Below are 17,302 nucleotides of genomic sequence, written 5' to 3'. Positions count from 1 at the left end.
CGCTGCCCCTCATCTGCCTGCCGGCACCTTCTCCCCGTATAGTGACGGGGAGAAGGGGCTGGCCGCAACTTCGGCACATTTTCTGCAACGCTGGAGATTGGCGAAATCCTTTGCGAAGGCGTCCTTCTCCCCGTCACTATACGGGGAGAAGTGCCCGGCAGGGCGATGAGGGGCAGCGCAACCCTGAGCGATTGCCCTGGGCAATACCTCGCATTTCCGCCCATCAGACCCGAGAACGACGAAAAAGGGGCGGCGAAGGTCCCTCTCCCCAGGACCGGCACGCTGCAGAAAATCAGGCGTTGGCGGCAGCCACTGCGCGCTTGGCCATCACCACGATCAGATTGGCGCGATAATCGGCCGAGGCGTGGATATCGCTCATCAAATCATTCGCCGGCACTTTCACTCCGTTGAGGGCGGCGGCGTCGAAATTCGTGGCAAGTGCCGCCTCGATTTCCTTCGAACGAAAGACGCCGCTGTCGCCGGCCCCGGTGACGGCAACGCGGACTCCATCCGCGCCGTTGGCCACGAACACACCGACGATCGCATAGCGCGATGCCGGATTGCGGAACTTTTCATAGGCCGCCTTGGCCGGCGCGGTGAAGGTCACCGCGGTGACGATCTCGCCGTCCTCCAGCGCCGTCTCGAACAGCCCTGTGAAGAATGCGTCGGCGGCGATCTCGCGCTTGTTGGTGACGATGGTGGCGTCGAGGGCCAGAAGTGCCGCCGGATAATCGGCGGCGGGGTCGTTGTTGGCGATCGAGCCGCCGATTGTGCCCTTGTAGCGTACCGCCGGATCGCCGATCCGGGACGCCATATGGGCGAGCGCCGGACACGCCTTCTTCAGCTTCTCGTCGCTGGCGACATCGTGATGCGTGGTGGCGGCGCCGATGGTGACGGTCTTGCCCGACACCTTGACGCCTTGCAGTTCCTTGATCCGCGACAGGTCGACAAGATCGGAAGGCGCGGCAAGCCGCGTCTTCATCGCCGGGATCAGCGTCATGCCGCCCGACAACAGCTTTGCATCGCCGCTCTTGAGCAGCTTGGCGGCATCGGCAACCGAGGCGGCGCGGTGATAGTTGACTGAGTACATGGGATTCTCCCGTGCGAGATAGTGAATAGTGAATAGTAAATGGTGAATGGTGAATGGTGAATGGGAAGAGCTTCGATGAATTCTAACTATTCACTATTCACTATTCACTATTCACTACTCACTCCTTTCAGTGTTTCGTCGCCCGGATCGCTGCCCAGACCGTGGACGGCGATGCCGGCATGGCGATATCGGTGATGCCGATGGCGTCGGTGATGGCATTGATCACAGCCGGCGGCGAGCCGATGGCGCCGGCCTCGCCGCAGCCCTTGATGCCGAGCGGATTGCCCGGGCACGGCGTGTTCGAGGTCGAGACCTTGAACGACGGCAGGTCGTCGGCGCGCGGCATGGTGTAGTCCATGTAACTCGCCGTCAAAAGCTGGCCGCTGGCATCGTAGCGGGTGCCTTCCAGCAAGGCCTGGCCGATCCCCTGGGCGACGCCGCCATGCACCTGGCCCTCGACGATCATCGGGTTGATGATGTTGCCGAAATCGTCGGCCGCGACGAACTGGACGACCTCGGTCACGCCGGTCTCGGGATCGATCTCGACCTCGCAGACATAGCAGCCGGCCGGGAAGGTGAAGTTCGACGGATCGTAGAATGAGGTCTCCTTCAGCCCCGGCTCCATGCCGCCAGGCAGGTTGTGGGCGGTGTAGGCAGCAAGCGCCATCTGGAACCACGGCACTTGTTTGTCGGTGCCGGCGACCTTCAAGGCGCCGTTTTCGATGACGATGTCGCCCTCGTCGGCCTCGAGCAGATGGGCGGCGATCTTCTTGGCCTTGGCCTCGACCTTGTCGAGCGCCTTGGCGACAGCCGACATGCCGACGGCCCCCGAGCGCGAGCCGTAGGTGCCCATGCCCATCTGCACCTTGTCGGTATCGCCGTGGACGATCGAGACGCTGTCGATCGGCACGCCGAAGCGCTGGTTGACCAGTTGCGCGAAGGTCGTCTCATGGCCCTGGCCGTGGCTGTGCGAGCCGGTCAGCACCTCGATGGTTCCGGCGGCGTTGACGCGCACCTCGGCACTTTCCCAAAGGCCGACACCCGCTCCAAGACTGCCGACCGCCGCCGACGGCGCCAGCCCGCAGGCCTCGATATAGCAGCTCATGCCGATGCCGCGCAGCTTGCCTCTGTTGACAGCGTTGGCCTTGCGCTGGGCAAAACCGGCATAATCGGCAGCGGCCATCGCCGCGTCCAGCGAAGCGGCATAATCGCCGGCATCATAGTTCATGATGACCGGGGTCTGGTGCGGGAACGAGGTGATGAAGTTCTTCCGGCGAAGTTCCGCCGGCGACACGCCCAGCTCGCGTGCGGCGGTCTCCATGGTGCGTTCGAGCAGATAGGTGGCCTCCGGCCGCCCTGCCCCGCGATAGGCGTCGACCGGCGCGGTGTTGGTGTAGACGGCGCGCACATTGGCGTGGATCGCCGGGATGTCGTACTGGCCCGACAACAGCGTCGCGTAGAGATAGGTCGGCACACAGGACGAGAACAGCGACATGTAGGCGCCGAGATTGGCGATGGTGTCGACCTTCAGCCCGGTGATCCTGTTGTCCTTGTCGAAGGCCATTTCGACCGTCGAGACATGGTCGCGGCCATGGGCGTCGGTGAGAAAGCTCTCGGTGCGGTCGGCCACCCATTTGACCGGCACGCCGGTCTTCTTCGAGGCCCACAGACAGATGATTTCTTCCGGATAGATGTAGATCTTCGAACCGAATCCGCCGCCGACATCCGGCGCGATGACGCGCAGCTTGTTTTCCGGCGCGACATTGTAGAAGGCGCTCATCACCAGGCGTGCCAGATGCGGGTTCTGCGAGGTCGTCCAGCAGGTATAGTGGTCCTCGGCCTTATCGTAGTGACCAAGCGCTGCGCGCGGCTCCATGGCGTTGGGCACCAGCCGGTTGTTGACGATCTTCATGCGGGTGATGTGGGCAGCTGCCTTGATTGCCGCGTTGGTCGCCGCGCTGTCGCCGAGCTCCCAGTCGAAAATCAGATTGCCGTCGGCTTCCGGATGGATCTGTGGCGCACTCCTTTCGAGCGCCTTCGGAGCGTCGACGACTGCCTTCAGTTCTTCGTAGGTGATGTCGACCGCTTCGGCCGCATCGCGCGCCTGGCCTTTGGTCTCGGCAACCACGACCACCACCGCGTCGCCGACATAGCGGACCCTGTCGAAGGCCAGCGGCGACCACGCCCCCATCTTCATCGGCGAGCCGTCCTTGGAATGGATCATCCAGCCGCAGATGAGATTGCCGATGCCGTCGGCTTTGAGCTCCTTGCCGGTCAGCACGCCGATGACGCCCGGCATGGCCTGGGCCTTTTTGACATCGATCTTCTTGATCTCAGCATGCGCATGCGGGCTGCGCACGAAGGCCGCATGCTTCATGCCGGGAACCACCATGTCGTCGACATAGCGCCCGGCGCCGGTAATGAACCGCTTGTCTTCCTTGCGCGCTACACGAGCGCCAACACCTTCAATGCCCATCGCAGAAATTCCTCCCGAAAAAGTAGGGGAATAGGGGAGTAAGGCAGTAGGGCAGTAGGGATTTGAGCCGACTTCCCCTACTGCCTTACTGCCCTACTCCCTTACTGCCCTCATGCAGCTTGCCTGGCCTTGCCCTTCGAAGACATCGTCTCCGATGCGGCGAGGATCGCCTTCACGATGTTGTGGTAGCCGGTGCAGCGGCAGATGTTGCCTTCGAGCTCGGCCCGCACCGTGGCCTCGTCGATGCCTTCGGGATGGCGGTTGACCATGTCGGTCGCCGCCATGATCATGCCCGGCGTGCAGAAGCCGCATTGCAGGCCGTGATGCTCCTTGAACGCCGCCTGCATCGGATGCAGGTCGGCGCCGTCCGCCAGACCTTCGATGGTCACGACGCTTGACCCGGAGGCTTGCACCGCAAGCATCGTGCAGGATTTTACCGCCTTGCCGTCGACATGGATCACACAGGCGCCGCATTGCGAGGTGTCGCAGCCGACATGCGTCCCGGTCAGGCCGAGATTCTCCCTCAAGAAATGAACCAGAAGCGTCCGGTCTTCGGCAGCACCGCTGACCCGCTTTCCGTTCACCGTCAATGATATCTCCGACATGAAACCTCCCTGGGTGCTACCTTGGTCGTTTTGGCGTCGGTGGTGCCCGAGCCCTCCATCTGTCCGCTATTCTTATACCGCATAGAGCACGGGAAATAGTGCCGCGGAATGCCGAGATTGCGAGAATGCAGTTCGGCCGAAAATCCGCCTATTGTACTTTCGGTCACGCAAAGACAGGCAAACGGCGGAGCGTAACGAACCATGGTCGCCTGGCGATGCCGCCTTGCGGCCGAGCCTGGCCAGGCCGATTTCAGGCGATGCCGTGCTTTCTGAGAACCTCCTGCTCGTCGCCTGACACCCAGCCAAAAATTTTAGGCTCTCCGGCCAGCTTCTGCACGAGGTAGTGGACGTCGAAATCGATCGTGACGTCGGTTTGGCCTTTGCGCGCGAAGATCGACGTCCAGGCGACGTGGGCAACGCAATGATGCTCGTCAATCGGCGAAATGCGAACATCGCGTATTCGCATCTCCTTGGTGCCGATCGCTCGATAGCGAGCATAGCCTTGTTCCATAGCCTGCTTGAGCTGGTCGTCGTTCTTCCCGACCATGATGCCGGCAGGCGACGCTGCAATGAAGGCGGAAGCATAGACCGATGTGACTTCGTCCATGTCGGCATCACCGGCGAGGGATTTCCGGAAAAGCCGCTCGTACCGTTCGAATAGCTTCCTGACCTGGGCGTCCATGGATAACTCCCTTCCGCTGTGGTTCTGGATCTGACGTTTCTGAGCGCCGATGCCGTCAAAAACAGCAGAAAATTCAAATCCGTCATGTTGGCTCATTGCCAAAGTAGCACTTGAAGACAACAATGACGTCGACGCCGGCGCGCCAGGAGCACAAAAAAAGAGCCGCGCACAAAAAGAGCGTCGGAGGAAATAGAGGAGGAAGCCGCTGGCCAGTTCACGGACGCGCTATGCATGCGGCCTATCGGTTCTCACCACCGACGAACCCGACGCGGATGCGTTCGCCCGGGCGGTGGCAATGGAAGCCGCGGCCATCGACGCTGGGTTTGGCCTGCTGTTTTTCTCGCAAAGCCTGCTTGATGCAGTCGCCCTTTCGGAAGCGCTGAACAACCACGCGCCGGCGCTCCGCTATGCCGGCTGCTCGACGGCCGGCGAGATAACGCCCAAAGGCCTGGAGGACGGCCAGGTCATGGCCATGCTGCTTCCCTCCGCATCTTTTTCGGCAGCCAGCACCATGGTCGAAAATCTGTCCTCATCGGGCATGGACGGGATCACCGGCGAAGTCGAGGCGCTGAGGCGTTCGTTGCGCGGCCGCGTCGGGCACGAGCGAGCCGACACCACTTTCGCGCTCTGCCTCATCGACGGGCTGTCCTATGCCGAGGAAGCGGTCACCTCCGCCATCCATTGGGGACTCGACGATATTCCACTGATCGGCGGGTCGGCAGGCGATGATTTGAAGTTCGAGACGACGCGGCTGATCTCGAACGGCAAGGTTGCCTGCGACTGCGCCATCATCGTGCTGATCACCACGGAAATTCCCTTCCACGTGTTCAAGACCGACAATTTCGTCCCCACCGACGAGAAGCTGGTGGTGACCGCGTCCGATCCCGATCACCGCACCGTGCGCGAATTCAACGCCACCAATGCCGCCGAGGAATATGCCGCCTCGGTCGGCGTCATCCCGCAGATGCTGACGCCGCTGAGTTTCGCTTCGCATCCGGTGGTGGTGAAAGTCGGCGGCGAGTTTTACTGCCGCTCGATTCAGAAGATGCACGCGGACGGCTCGCTGTCGTTCTTCTGCGCCATCGACGATGGCGTCGTCCTGTCCATCGCCCGACCCAAGAACATGGTTGAATCGACGCGTGCCGCCTTCAGGGATGTCGAGGAAAGGCTTGGCGGCATCGACATGATCCTCGCCTTTGACTGCGTGCTGCGCAGGCTCGATGCGCGCAACCGCCAGGTCTTTCGGGAGATGTCGGAACTCTACAAGGTCAACAACGTCATCGGCTTCGGCACCTATGGCGAGCAGTACCGGTCGATGCATCTGAACCAGACGTTCACCGGCATCGCCTTCGGAGAGCGGCAGGCGGCGGAGTAGGAGGTTTCATGCCGCTCAGGGACATCAACGACCTGGAGAAGCTGAAGAAGATCAACGCAGCCCTTGTCAGCCGCGTCGAGCGCTCGATGGACCAGCAAGGCAACGCGTTCTCGCTGTTCCAGACCGCGATTTCGCTCGAGAATCGAGTGCGTACGCGCACCGAGGAACTGCACTCGACACTGCGCAGATTGGAACAATCCAACATCGATTTGAGCGCGGCCAAGGAAAACGCCGAACTGGCGAACCTGTCCAAGACCAGGTTCCTGGCAGCCGCCAGCCACGACGTGTTGCAACCGCTGAACGCCGCGCATCTCTCCGTCTCGGCGCTGGCCGAAGTGCAGACCAGCGACGAAGGCAAAAAACTGGTCCGGCAGGTCGAGCGGTCGCTGGAGACGATGGAGGATCTGCTCCGCACCCTGCTCGACATCTCCAAGCTCGACGCCGGCGTCGTGCAGCCCGAGATCGGCGACGTCAGCCTGGAGGTGCTGTTTTCGTCGCTGCGCTCGGATTTCCTGCCGGTCGCCGAGTTGAAGGGCCTGACGCTAAAATTCCGGCCGGTCAACGCCGTCGTGCGCTCGGACCGCACCTTGCTGCGCCGCATCCTGCAGAACATCCTTTCCAACGCGCTGCGCTACACCCGCTCCGGCGGCGTGCTGGTTGGCACCAGGCATCGCGGCGACACGATCCGCATCGATGTCGCCGATACCGGCTGCGGTATCCCCGACGACCAGCGCGAGGCCGTGTTCGAAGAATTCCACCGCGGCACGATCCCGACCGATGCCGGGCTAGCCGGCGGCGGGCTGGGACTGGGTCTGGCCATCGTGCGCCGCATCGCCGCCGCACTCGGCCATCCCGTGACGTTCTCGTCGAAAGTCGGACACGGCACGATTTTCCACATCGACGTTCCCGTCGGGATCGGCGCCAGCGTCGATGCCATTGCCAGCAGCGCCGACATGGAGCGGCCGCGCGGCTACGGTCTGTTCGGCACGAAGGTGCTGCTGGTCGAGAACGACGTCGAGGTGCTGCAGGCGATGACATCCCTGCTCGAGCGCTGGCAATGCCTGGTGCGCCCCGCCACCTCGACCGATGCCGCGCTCGAGATGCTCGGCGATACGGACTGGGTGCCGGACATCGTCATCGCCGACCAGCATCTCGATGGCGGCGACCTCGGCACCACGACCATCGCCGAGGTCCGCGATTATCTCAGCCGCGCCGTGCCGGCGCTGATCGTCACCGCCGACGGTTCGGAGACCGTCGCCAAAGCCGCCCGCGCCGCCGGCATCGAGCTGATGCGCAAGCCGCTGAAACCGGCGCAGCTGCGCGCCCTGCTGGCGCATCTCTTGGCTTGATCCCAAAGACACGGGCAGAAGACCGCGAGCGACAGGAAAATGGTGCACTGTCACCGTGATTCCCGTCCTTGGCCGGAAAAGGTAAGTTCTCGGTGACGGTTTATTCACCCTAACGGGTGCGCCTTAAAACCCCGCCTGGCCGCGAAACAGCTCGGCGCTGTCGAGCTTCGAAACCTCGATGACGGCTTGCGTCCGGCTGTAGACGTTGAGCTTGCGCAGGATCTCGGAGACATGCGCCTTGACGGTGGTTTCGCCGACCTGCAGCTCGTAGGCGATCTGCTTGTTGAGCAGGCCCTGGCGCAGCATCTGCAGCACCCGCAATTGCTGCGGCGTCAGTTTGGCAAGCCGCTGCACCATCTCGGCACGGTCGGTGCTGTCGGCGTCCGGCGGCTGGCCCTCATAGGTTTCGGGCACGTAGATCGCGCCTTCCATCACCGAGCGGATGGCGGCGGCCAGGTCGCTCTTGCGCGCCGATTTCGGGATGAAGCCGGCCGCCCCATAGGACAGCGCCTCGGAAATGATCTTGGGCTCCTCATGCCCCGAAACGATGACCACCGGCAGGCGCGGATAGCGGGTCCGAAGCTGCAGCAGTCCGTCGAAGCCGTGCACGTCGGGCATGCTGAGGTCGAGCAGCGCCAGATCGAACGGCTTGGCGTCCGCCAGGAGCTCGAACGCCTCGGTGATCGAGCGCGCCTCGACAGTGTCGACGTCCGGATAGGCCATTTGCACAGCGCTGTGCAGCGCCTCGCGAAACAGCGGGTGGTCGTCGATGATCAGAAACCGGGCGCGATCGTTGACTGCGGTCATGGCGTTCGTTTCAGTTCAGGGCAGGATAGAATAGCCCAGCGACCATGGCCAGATTATTGGCAAATAGTACATCGCCATCCCTGGCTGAAGGGCGGAGATGGCAATTTCAGGACCACCACGCCTTGCCCGGTCGTCCAAATCGGCCGAATGTGCAGGGATGAGCGACCTCATCCTGCATAACTACTACCGCTCCTCCACCTCCTACCGGGTGCGGATCGCGCTGGAGATGAAGGGCCTGACCTACCAATATGTGCCGCATCATCTGCGCCACGGCGAGCATCTCGAGCCAGCCTATCTCTCGGTCAATCCGCAAGGACTGGTGCCGGCGCTGATCCTGGGCGATGGCACGCTGCTGACGCAATCGCTGGCGATCATCGAATTTCTCGACGAGACCAGGCCCGAACCGCCTCTTTTGCCACAGGACGCGCCTGGCCGGGCCCGCGTCAGGATGCTGGCGCAGATGATCGCCTGCGACATCCATCCGGTGAACAACCTGCGCGTGCTGACGTCGCTGCGCACGCTGTTCGGCGCCGGCGACGAGGACGTCGCCAACTGGTTCCGGCACTGGGTGAACGAAGGTTTCCAGCCGCTTGAAAAGATTCTTGTTTCATCGCCTGAAACAAAAACGTTCTGCCATGGTGACACGCCGGGGCTGGCCGACATCTGCCTGGCCGCGCAGGTCACCAGCAACGCCCGTTTCGGCGTCGACATAGCGCCCTACCCGACGGTCACACGCATCCACGCCGCCTGCATGGCGCTGCCGGCCTTCCAAAAGGCCGCGCCGGAGAACCAGATCGATGCCGAGTAGAGCAAGTTGGATTAGGGTGTTTGAGATTCAGGTCAGGCCGAGCCGAGAATGGTGGTTTCCGAGAACCGGAGCGGAGCGTACTTTTGGGTACGTGAGCACCGGAAGCGCAGGAAACCGCCGTTCGCAGGCCGGCATCACCTGAATATCAACACATCCTAATGAGGAATTGCCGATGAAAGCCGTTGTCTTCGAAAAATTCGGCGAGGTGCCGACGATCCAGACTGTTGCCGATCCGGAGCCAGCACCGGGCGGCGTTGTCATCAAGGTCGAGGCGACCGGGCTCTGCCGCAGCGACTGGCATGGCTGGATGGGCCACGACGACGGCATCCGTCTGCCGCATGTGCCGGGCCACGAGCTTGCCGGCGTCGTGGTGGCCGCCGGCAGTCAGGTGACTCGCTGGAAGACCGGCGAGCGCGTCACCGTGCCGTTCGCCGTCGGCTGCGGCCGCTGCTTCGAATGCAGCTCCGGCAACCATCAGGTCTGCGAGCACCAGACCCAGCCCGGCTTCACCGGCTGGGGCTCGTTCGCCGAATATGTCGCCATCGACCATGCCGACACCAATCTGGTCCGCTTGCCGGACGTGATGGAATTCGCCACCGCCGCCAGCCTTGGCTGCCGCTTCGTCACCTCGTTCCGCGCCATTGTCGACCAGGGCCGGGTGACACCAGGCGAATGGGTGGCCGTGCATGGCTGCGGCGGCGTCGGCCTGTCGGCGATCATGATCGCCAGCGCCATGGGCGCCAACGTGATCGCCATCGACCTGACCGACGAGAAGCTGGACTTCGCCAAAAAAATCGGCGCGGTGGCGACGATCAATGCCGCCAGGACGCCGAACGTGGTCAAGGCGGTCAAGCAGATCACCAATGGCGGCGCGCACATGTCGATGGACGCGCTCGGCCATCCGACGACCTCGTTCAACTCGATCGCGAACCTGCGCCGGCGCGGCCGCCATGTGCAGGTCGGGTTGATGCTTGGCGATCACGCCAGGCCGCAGATCCCGATGGACAAGGTGATCGCCTTCGAGCTCGAAATCCTCGGCAGCCACGGCATGCAAGCCTACCGCTACCAGGCGATGATGGAGATGATCCGCACCGGCAAGCTGAAACCCGAATTGCTGGTCGGCAAGCGGATCAGCCTCGATGAGGCGCCCGCGGCCTTGATGGCGATGGGCGGCTTCGAAGGCATCGGCATCGGCGTGGTGACGAAGTTCTAGCCGTGCGGCTCCCCCTTCTCCCCTTGTGGGAGAAGGGGGCCGCGAAGCGGCCGGATGAGGGGTGCTCCAGCTTGGCACCAACAGCACTCCGGCCAGCACCCCTCTTCCGTCTTGGCGCTGCGCGCCAATCCACCTTCTCCCACAAGGGGAGAAGGAAGAAAGGCCGCCGCCTACCGCGCATATTTCTTCGCACCGACCACGCAGAGCACGACGGCGGCGGTGACGGCGATCATGGCGGGGCTGACTTGCTCGTGCAGCAGCATTGCCGCTAGCCCGAGGCCGAAGAAAGACTGCAGAAGCTGCAACTGCCCGACGGCGGCGATGCCGCCTTGAGCCAGCCCGCGATACCAGAACACAAAACCAATCAGCATGCTGAACAGCGAGACATAGGCCAGGCCGATCCAGGCGGCCTTGCCGACGTTTTCGAGCGACGGTGGCATGGTGATGAGCGTCAGCGCCAGCATGACCGGCAGTGACAACACCAGCGCCCATGAGATCACCTGCCAGCCACCAAGTTTGCGCGACAGCGTGGCGCCTTCCGCATAGCCCAGTCCGCACACGATGATTGCCGCCAGCATCAGCATGTCGCCAAGCGGCGAGGCCGAGACACTTTGGGTCACCGCAAATCCGGCAACCAGGGCGCTGCCAAGGCATGAAAACAGCCAGAAGGCCGGTTTGGGGCGATCGCCGCCGCGAATGACGCCGAAGATCGCGGTCGCCAGCGGCAACAGGCCGATGAAGATGATGGAATGGGCCGAGGTGACGTGCTTGAGCGCCAGCGCGGTCAGCAGCGGAAAGCCGACCACGACGCCGAGCGCCACGATGGTCAGCGACAACAGATCCTGCCGTTCCGGACGCTTCTGGCGAAAGACGAGCAGAAGCGCCAGGCCGAGGATGCCTGCCGTGGCAGCGCGGGCGACGGTCAGGAAGGCCGGATCGAAATCCATCACCGCAACCCGCGTTGCCGGAAGCGATCCGCTGAAAATCAGTACTCCTACGAATCCGTTGATCCAGCCGCCCGCCGTCTTGTCCATCGCATGCCCCTGATGTTCTCGCCCTCTATCGGGCCGGACCTATGGCGCCGCCAGAGACAATGAGGTACAGTTCGACAAAACTGTCATGGTAGATTGAGCAGTACGGATGGACGAGCAGACGACGGCAAATGTGGGCAGCGGGACGCTTGTCGAAAGCGTCATGGCGACGATCAGGCACAGGATCGCCGCGCGCAGCCTGACACCGGGAACACGATTGCCTTCGATCCGGGCTTTCGCGAAAACCATGCAGGTTTCGAAATCCACAGTGGTCGAAGCCTATGAGCGTCTTGCCGCAGAAGGCATCATCCGCTCGCGTCCAGGTTCGGGCTTTTATGCCGCCGGACCGTTGGCTCCCTTGTCGCTGGCCGAGATCGGCCCCAGGCTTGACCGTGCCGTCGATCCGCTCTGGGTTTCGCGCCAGTCGCTGGAAGCCGGCGACGGCGTGCTCAAACCCGGTTGCGGCTGGCTGCCGGCCGCGTGGATGCCGGAGGCCGGATTGCGCCGGGCGCTACGGACAATGGCACGCGGCGATGATGTCACGCTGACCGATTACGGCACTCCGCTCGGGCTGCCGCCGCTGCGTCATCTGCTCGCCCGGCGCATGGCAGAGCACGGCATCGAGGCGTCTCCCGACCAGATCATGCTGACGGAATCGGGCACCCAGGCCATCGACCTCCTGTGCCGGTTCCTGCTCGAACCGGGCGACACGGTGCTGGTGGACGACCCCTGCTATTTCAACTTCCATGCCCTGTTGCGCGCTCATCGGGCCAAGGTGGTCGGCGTTCCCTATACGCCGTCGGGACCGGATATCGAGCTGTTCGCGCAGGCGCTGATCGAGCACCGGCCGCGCCTCTACATCACCAATTCCGCGCTTCACAATCCAACGGGTGCAATTCTGTCGCCGGTCGTCGCCCACCGATTGCTCAAGCTCGTCGACCAATCGGATCTGACGATCATCGAAGACGATATCTTTGCCGACTTCGAACACACCCCGGCACCCAGGCTGGCGGCGTTCGACGGTCTTGGCCGCGTCGTCCATATCGGCAGCTTCTCCAAGACGCTTTCGGCGTCGGTGCGCTGCGGCTTCATCGCGGCTCCGCGCGACTGGATGGAAGGGCTGACCGACCTCAAGATCGCCACGTCCTTCGGCAGCGGCAGGCTTGCCTCCGAACTGGTGCTGACGCTGCTGAAGGACGGCAGCTATCGCAAGCACGTCGATTTGCTGCGCACGCGGCTTTCACGCGCCATGGCTGAGACAGGCAGCCGCCTGAAGGCGATCGGCATCATGCCGTGGATCGACCAGCCGACCGGCATGTTCTTGTGGTGCAGACTGCCGGAAGGCGTCGATGCAGCGGAAATAGCCCGCCGCGCCTTGTCGGCCAATGTCGTGCTGGCGCCCGGCAATGCGTTCAGCCTGTCCCAAACCGCCAGCCGTTTCCTGCGCTTCAACGTCGCGCAGTCGGCGGATGAGAGAATTTTCAGGACGCTTGAAGAGGCGATGTCGCGTTGATTTTCCCGCACTGTCCCTTCTCCCCTTGTGGGCCCCCTTGTGGGAGAAGGCAAGATGGCGTTTCGCCCCTCACGGCCCCGCCCGCCTGCGCCGCCGCTCATAGAGCATGACCAGCGTTTCGGCGGTCAGCGCCGGCTTCTTCTCACCTTCGATCTCGACGATGTTGACCGCCTTCATCAGATACTGGCCGGGGCCCTTGTCCTCCATGGACAACAGCGTGATCCGCAGCCTGATGCGCGCGCCGGCCCTGACCGGCGCCAGGAACCGCACCTTGTCAAAACCATAATTGAAGACGGCTTGCGTGTTTTCCGGCACGATGCCCATGTCGAGCGCCAGCGCGCCGATGATCGACAGCGTCAGATAGCCATGCGCGATGGTGGCGCGGAACGGGCTCTGCCGCTTCGCCCGCTCTGGATCGACATGGATCCATTGGCGGTCGCCAGTGCATTCGGCGAACTGGTCGATGCGGCTCTGGTCGACCGTCGTCCAGTCCGACACGCCAAGCTCCTGCCCTGTCATCGTCCTGAGCTGTTCGTAGGTCGGCGGCGGCCTCAGCCGTATTTGCGTCATTCCTGCTTTCCCGATCGCTTGCCCTGCCTCCGGACCACGAACCGGCCGCCTCTGTCAATTCGCTCAGTGTGTTCCGCCGCGATATCCTCGGCCGGATCGCGCCAGTGCCGGTGTAGAGCTGGCAACAGGATTATCGAGCAAGAGGAACTTTGTGCGCCTCGGCGGGACCAACACCAAGGCTTTCGCCAGCCGGGATGACGACAGAAAAGTCCAGCGGCTTGGGAAACAGCCTACTTCTTGTCGTAGCCGCTGCGGATTTCCTCCATCGCCTCCTTGATGCGCTCGCGCAGGATCTCGACCGATTCGGTGCCGGATTTCCTGGCCAGCTCGGCCACCTCGCCGGCATTCTTCAATGCGGTTTCGAAGGATTTCCTGGCGAACGCCGTTTGCTTGGCCATCAGCTCCCGAGGATCGCCCGGCGCCCTGTAGTCCTGTGCCATGTCGGCGATCTCGTGCAGCGTGTCCTGCAGCATCTCGCGTTGTCTGGAGAGCAGCGACGACGCTCCGGCAGCACTTGCCCTGGCCGACTTTTCCAGTGCTTCGAGGTTCTTTCGATGATGGCTGAGGATCGCCTCGACATCGACGTTCGGCAGCTTCAGGTCGCGGCCGAACCTGCCGAACATGTCGATGAAGGTGTCGGATTCCGGTCGCTTTGCCATGGTGGTTTTCCTCTGTTGCTGCGAATTCGGCAGCTGAAGAGAAACAATAGAACAGCGGAGCTTCGCGGTCCATTCGGCCGCGCACACATCGCGCCTCAGCCGACGAGGAACAGCCGTTCCAAAGTGTGCAGCACGACGCCGGCCAGGCCGCCGATGACCATGCCGTTGAAGCGGATATATTGCAGGTCCCTGCCGATGTTCATTTCGATCAGCCTGGTCAGTTGCGCAAGGTCCCAGCGCTTGACCTGATCGGCGATGAATTTCGAGACGCCGCTCTTCTGGCTTTCGACGAACGACGACAGCGCAACGATAAACCCCTGGTTCATGTCGGCCCTGATCTGGGCGTCGCCGGCAAGATGGCGGCCGACCTCGACGAACATGCTGGCGAGATGGGCGCGAATCATCGAATTCGGCGCCTTGGCGTCCTGCTCGATGAACACACTGAGGCTTTCCCACATGTCGTCGGCCAGCGCCTTCAGCTCCGGCCGGGCGAGGAAATCGCGCTTCAGTTTCTCGGCGCGCTTGGCATATTGCTTAGACGTCCTCAGCCGCTCGACGAAGCTCAGGACAAAACGGTCGAATTCGGCGCGCATCGGGTGATCGGGATCGGCCCGCACCTCGTCGAGCAACGAACCGGCGGAGGCGACGATCTTCTTCAGCAGATAGGTGTCGGCGCGAAACAGGTTGAACAGCGACGGCAGTTCCTCGCGGATCTTCTCGCGCATCGTCGCCAGCGCCTGCTCGTCGCTCAGGAAACGGCCGACGACCTTGGTGAATTCGTCGAACAGCCTTTGGTGGCGGCGGTCGTCGGTCAGCGCCGACAGCAACTCGGCGGCGAGCGGCGCCAGCGGCACCTTTTCGATCTGCTCCAGAATGCGGCTGCTGACGAAGCCGCGCAGGCCGGATTGCTCGACGGCCGCCAGTGTCTGCGGCACCAGCCGGCCGACGAAATGCGACAGATCGGCGGCGCGGTTGGGGTCGGCCAGCCAGTCGGCGACGAGCGCGGAAAAATCGACCTCGGCAAGCTTTTCGCGCACCGGCTCGGGCGCCAGGAAATTGGCCTCGATGAAGCGGCCGAGATTGTCGGCGATGCGGTTCTGGTTCTCCGGGATGATCGCGGTGTGCGGGATCGGCAGGCCGAGCGGCCGTCTGAACAGCGCCACCACCGCATACCAGTCGGCCAGCCCGCCGATCGTCGCCGCCTCGGCGAAAGCAGCGATGAAACCCAGCCACGGATAGTGGCCCTCGAACGACTTGGCCACCGCAAAGATGAGCACCCAGAGGGCGAGCGCTGCGGTGGCGACGAATTTTGTGCGCCGAAGCGCCGAAAGTTTGGCCTCCGCGTCGGCATCGAAGCGGGCGGACGCCCAAGCCGGTGATGATTGTGACATGGATGAACTGCTCCTGGTCTATGTCGCGGAGTTAACTTAGTAATCCGCCCACCCGAATGCGCGCCATATCAGGGTCGTGGTTTGCACGACCGCCCACACAAAGCTGATAAAAATATTCAACTATTATGCGGTGCTTGTCTGGAATTATTCCAAGGTATAGGCCATATTAGGGTTGAGCTACTGCTTCGTGAGGACACAATGCGGCTGACACGCCAGACCAACTACGCCATGCGCATCCTGATGTATTGCGCCGCGAATACCGACCGGCTGAGCCGCATCCCGGAGATTGCGGCCGCCTACTCGGTGTCTGAACTTTTTCTCTTCAAGATCCTGCAGCCTTTGGTCGAGCATGGTCTGGTCGAGACGGTGCGCGGCAGGAACGGCGGCGTCAGGCTCGGCCGCGCGGCCGAATCGATCACATTGTTCGACGTCGTGCGCGTGACCGAAGAGAGCTTCGCCATGGCTGAATGCTTCGAGAACGACGCTGCCGAATGTCCGCTGGTCGACAGTTGCGCACTGAATTCGTCGCTGCGCGAGGCGCTCAATGCCTTCTTCGCCGTGCTCGAGCGCTATACGATCGCCGACATGGTGGCAGCGCGCCCGAACGTGCGCCACCTGCTCGGCATCGACATGCTGGTGCAAAGGGCGCCGGCCGCCTGATCCGGGTCGAGCCATAGCCGAACAGCGCTTGCGCTGCCCCTCACCTGCCTGCCGGCATCCTCTCCCCGTATAGTGACGGGGAGAGGGAGGCTCCCGTCAATGATTTCGCCAATCGCCAGCGTTGCAAAAGGGCGCCGGCTTTGCGGCCAGCCCCTTCTCCCCGTCACTATACGGGGAGAAGTGCCCGGCAGGGCGATGAGGGGCAGCGCCGACCCCTGCAAGTTGGAACGCGTTGGTTGCAGCCCGGCTGACTATCAGACCGACCTAAGCCGCTGACTGCGGCAGCACGAACGGCATATCTCCGGCCGGCAGCACGCCGACCCTCAGCCGGCAATCGAACACTTTTTCGATCAGATCGTCACTCAGCACGTCCTGCGGTGAGCCGGTGGCGGCAAGCCTGCCGCGGTGCATGACGAAGATCCGGTCGGCATACATCGCCGTCAAATTGAGGTCATGCAGGATCGCGACAACGCCGCCGCCCCGCCTGGCGAAATCGCGGGCGATGTTCATGATGATCAATTGGTGCTTGATGTCGAGGCTGGAAACCGGCTCGTCGAGGAAGAGATAGCGCGGTTTGCCGTCGAGGACCGGCGCCCAGACCTGGCAGAGCACACGGGCCAACTGCACGCGCTGCTGCTCGCCGCCCGAAAGCTCCCGGTAGAAACGGCCGGCAAAGCCGTCGAGATCGACGCGCGCCAGCGCCCGATCGGGCAGGCGCTCGTCCTCGCCGGGCAGCGCGCCCGAGCGCCCGCCGAGCAGGCCGAGCCTGACGATCTCGCGCACCGTGAACGGAAACGACAGGGTCGTCGCCTGCGGCAGCACGGCGCGCAGCATGCGGCCTCGACCGGCTTCATCACCGACAGGTCGCGACCGTTGATGGTGACCTCTCCCGAATAGGCAAGATCGCCGGACAGCGCCCTCAGGAAGGTCGTCTTGCCCGAACCGTTGGGACCGACGATGGCCGCGATCTCACCGGGCCGCATGTCGAAATCGACATTGGCGACGATGCCCTTGCCGCCGATCGCTACCGAGACATCCCGCGCTTCGATCATGCAAACCCCTCTCACAGGTCG

General features: G+C 63.1%; 15 protein-coding genes and 1 pseudogene. 6 read left to right on the top strand and 10 right to left on the bottom strand.

Going from position 1 to position 17,302, the window contains the following annotated elements; genetic code table 11:
• Positions 1 to 292: 292 nt before the first annotated feature.
• The 4 genes from X738_RS77745 to X738_RS77730 form a co-directional block, all read right to left on the bottom strand.
• On the bottom strand, positions 293 to 1,090 hold the full coding sequence (locus X738_RS77745) for an FAD binding domain-containing protein (protein ID WP_023803609.1): 798 nt from the start codon (positions 1,088 to 1,090) through the stop codon (positions 293 to 295).
• Between the two features lie 127 nt (positions 1,091 to 1,217).
• Complete coding sequence (locus X738_RS77740; RefSeq protein WP_023803608.1) at positions 1,218 to 3,566, bottom strand: xanthine dehydrogenase family protein molybdopterin-binding subunit; 2,349 nt, start codon at positions 3,564 to 3,566, stop codon at positions 1,218 to 1,220.
• A gap of 110 nt (positions 3,567 to 3,676) precedes the next feature.
• A complete protein-coding gene (locus tag X738_RS77735) occupies positions 3,677 to 4,171 on the bottom strand; it encodes a (2Fe-2S)-binding protein (RefSeq protein ID WP_023803607.1) in 495 nt (164 codons plus the stop codon).
• Positions 4,172 to 4,421: 250 nt separating this feature from the next.
• Positions 4,422 to 4,853 carry a DUF6841 family protein gene (locus X738_RS77730; RefSeq protein WP_023803606.1) on the bottom strand — a complete coding sequence of 144 codons (432 nt, stop codon included), beginning with the start codon at positions 4,851 to 4,853 and terminating at the stop codon, positions 4,422 to 4,424.
• 295 nt (positions 4,854 to 5,148) lie between these two features.
• On the opposite strand from X738_RS77730, the gene X738_RS77725 reads away from it, so the two are divergent.
• Together X738_RS77725 and X738_RS77720 are read left to right on the top strand one after the other, a co-directional pair.
• Complete coding sequence (locus X738_RS77725; RefSeq protein WP_023803605.1) at positions 5,149 to 6,228, top strand: FIST signal transduction protein; 1,080 nt, start codon at positions 5,149 to 5,151, stop codon at positions 6,226 to 6,228.
• 8 nt (positions 6,229 to 6,236) lie between these two features.
• Positions 6,237 to 7,577 carry an ATP-binding response regulator gene (locus X738_RS77720; protein WP_023803604.1) on the top strand — a complete coding sequence of 447 codons (1,341 nt, stop codon included), beginning with the start codon at positions 6,237 to 6,239 and terminating at the stop codon, positions 7,575 to 7,577.
• A gap of 123 nt (positions 7,578 to 7,700) precedes the next feature.
• Here the strand turns inward: X738_RS77720 and X738_RS77715 are convergent, their stop codons facing one another.
• Entirely contained in the window at positions 7,701 to 8,384 is a 684-nt protein-coding gene (locus X738_RS77715) for a response regulator (RefSeq protein ID WP_023803603.1), read from the bottom strand.
• Between the two features lie 157 nt (positions 8,385 to 8,541).
• Here X738_RS77715 and maiA point away from each other — a divergent pair, with 157 nt between their 5' ends.
• A complete protein-coding gene (maiA, locus tag X738_RS77710) occupies positions 8,542 to 9,192 on the top strand; it encodes a maleylacetoacetate isomerase (RefSeq protein ID WP_023803602.1) in 651 nt (216 codons plus the stop codon).
• Between the two features lie 172 nt (positions 9,193 to 9,364).
• Positions 9,365 to 10,405, top strand: coding sequence for a zinc-dependent alcohol dehydrogenase family protein (locus X738_RS77705; protein WP_023803601.1), 1,041 nt, complete (start codon positions 9,365 to 9,367; stop codon positions 10,403 to 10,405).
• Positions 10,406 to 10,575: 170 nt separating this feature from the next.
• Here the strand turns inward: X738_RS77705 and X738_RS77700 are convergent, their stop codons facing one another.
• Positions 10,576 to 11,439 carry a DMT family transporter gene (locus tag X738_RS77700; protein WP_023803600.1) on the bottom strand — a complete coding sequence of 288 codons (864 nt, stop codon included), beginning with the start codon at positions 11,437 to 11,439 and terminating at the stop codon, positions 10,576 to 10,578.
• A gap of 106 nt (positions 11,440 to 11,545) precedes the next feature.
• On the opposite strand from X738_RS77700, the gene X738_RS77695 reads away from it, so the two are divergent.
• On the top strand, positions 11,546 to 12,949 hold the full coding sequence (locus X738_RS77695) for an aminotransferase-like domain-containing protein (RefSeq protein ID WP_023803599.1): 1,404 nt from the start codon (positions 11,546 to 11,548) through the stop codon (positions 12,947 to 12,949).
• A 69-nt stretch (positions 12,950 to 13,018) separates the two neighbouring features.
• On the opposite strand, the gene X738_RS77690 is transcribed toward X738_RS77695, so the two are convergent.
• The 3 genes from X738_RS77690 to X738_RS77680 all read right to left on the bottom strand — a co-directional run bounded on the left by X738_RS77690 (position 13,019) and on the right by X738_RS77680 (position 15,569).
• Entirely contained in the window at positions 13,019 to 13,519 is a 501-nt protein-coding gene (locus tag X738_RS77690) for a MaoC family dehydratase (RefSeq protein ID WP_023803598.1), read from the bottom strand.
• A gap of 230 nt (positions 13,520 to 13,749) precedes the next feature.
• The gene (locus X738_RS77685) at positions 13,750 to 14,178 is read right to left on the bottom strand and encodes a phasin family protein (protein WP_023803597.1); all 429 of its coding nucleotides are present in this window, start codon (positions 14,176 to 14,178) and stop codon (positions 13,750 to 13,752) included.
• Between the two features lie 95 nt (positions 14,179 to 14,273).
• On the bottom strand, positions 14,274 to 15,569 hold the full coding sequence (locus tag X738_RS77680) for a DUF445 domain-containing protein (protein ID WP_023803596.1): 1,296 nt from the start codon (positions 15,567 to 15,569) through the stop codon (positions 14,274 to 14,276).
• Positions 15,570 to 15,767: 198 nt separating this feature from the next.
• Here X738_RS77680 and rirA point away from each other — a divergent pair, with 198 nt between their 5' ends.
• Positions 15,768 to 16,229, top strand: a complete 462-nt coding sequence (gene rirA / locus X738_RS77675; RefSeq protein WP_023803595.1) for an iron-responsive transcriptional regulator RirA — start codon at positions 15,768 to 15,770, stop codon at positions 16,227 to 16,229.
• A gap of 264 nt (positions 16,230 to 16,493) precedes the next feature.
• On the opposite strand, the pseudogene X738_RS77670 reads toward rirA, so the two are convergent.
• Positions 16,494 to 17,281, bottom strand: a pseudogene (locus X738_RS77670) (heme ABC transporter ATP-binding protein).
• Positions 17,282 to 17,302: the final 21 nt, after the last annotated feature.

It is taken from the genome of Mesorhizobium sp. L48C026A00, from assembly GCF_000502375.1.
Taxonomy (GTDB): domain Bacteria; phylum Pseudomonadota; class Alphaproteobacteria; order Rhizobiales; family Rhizobiaceae; genus Mesorhizobium; species Mesorhizobium muleiense.
This window is presented reverse-complemented; position numbering and strand designations above follow the sequence as displayed.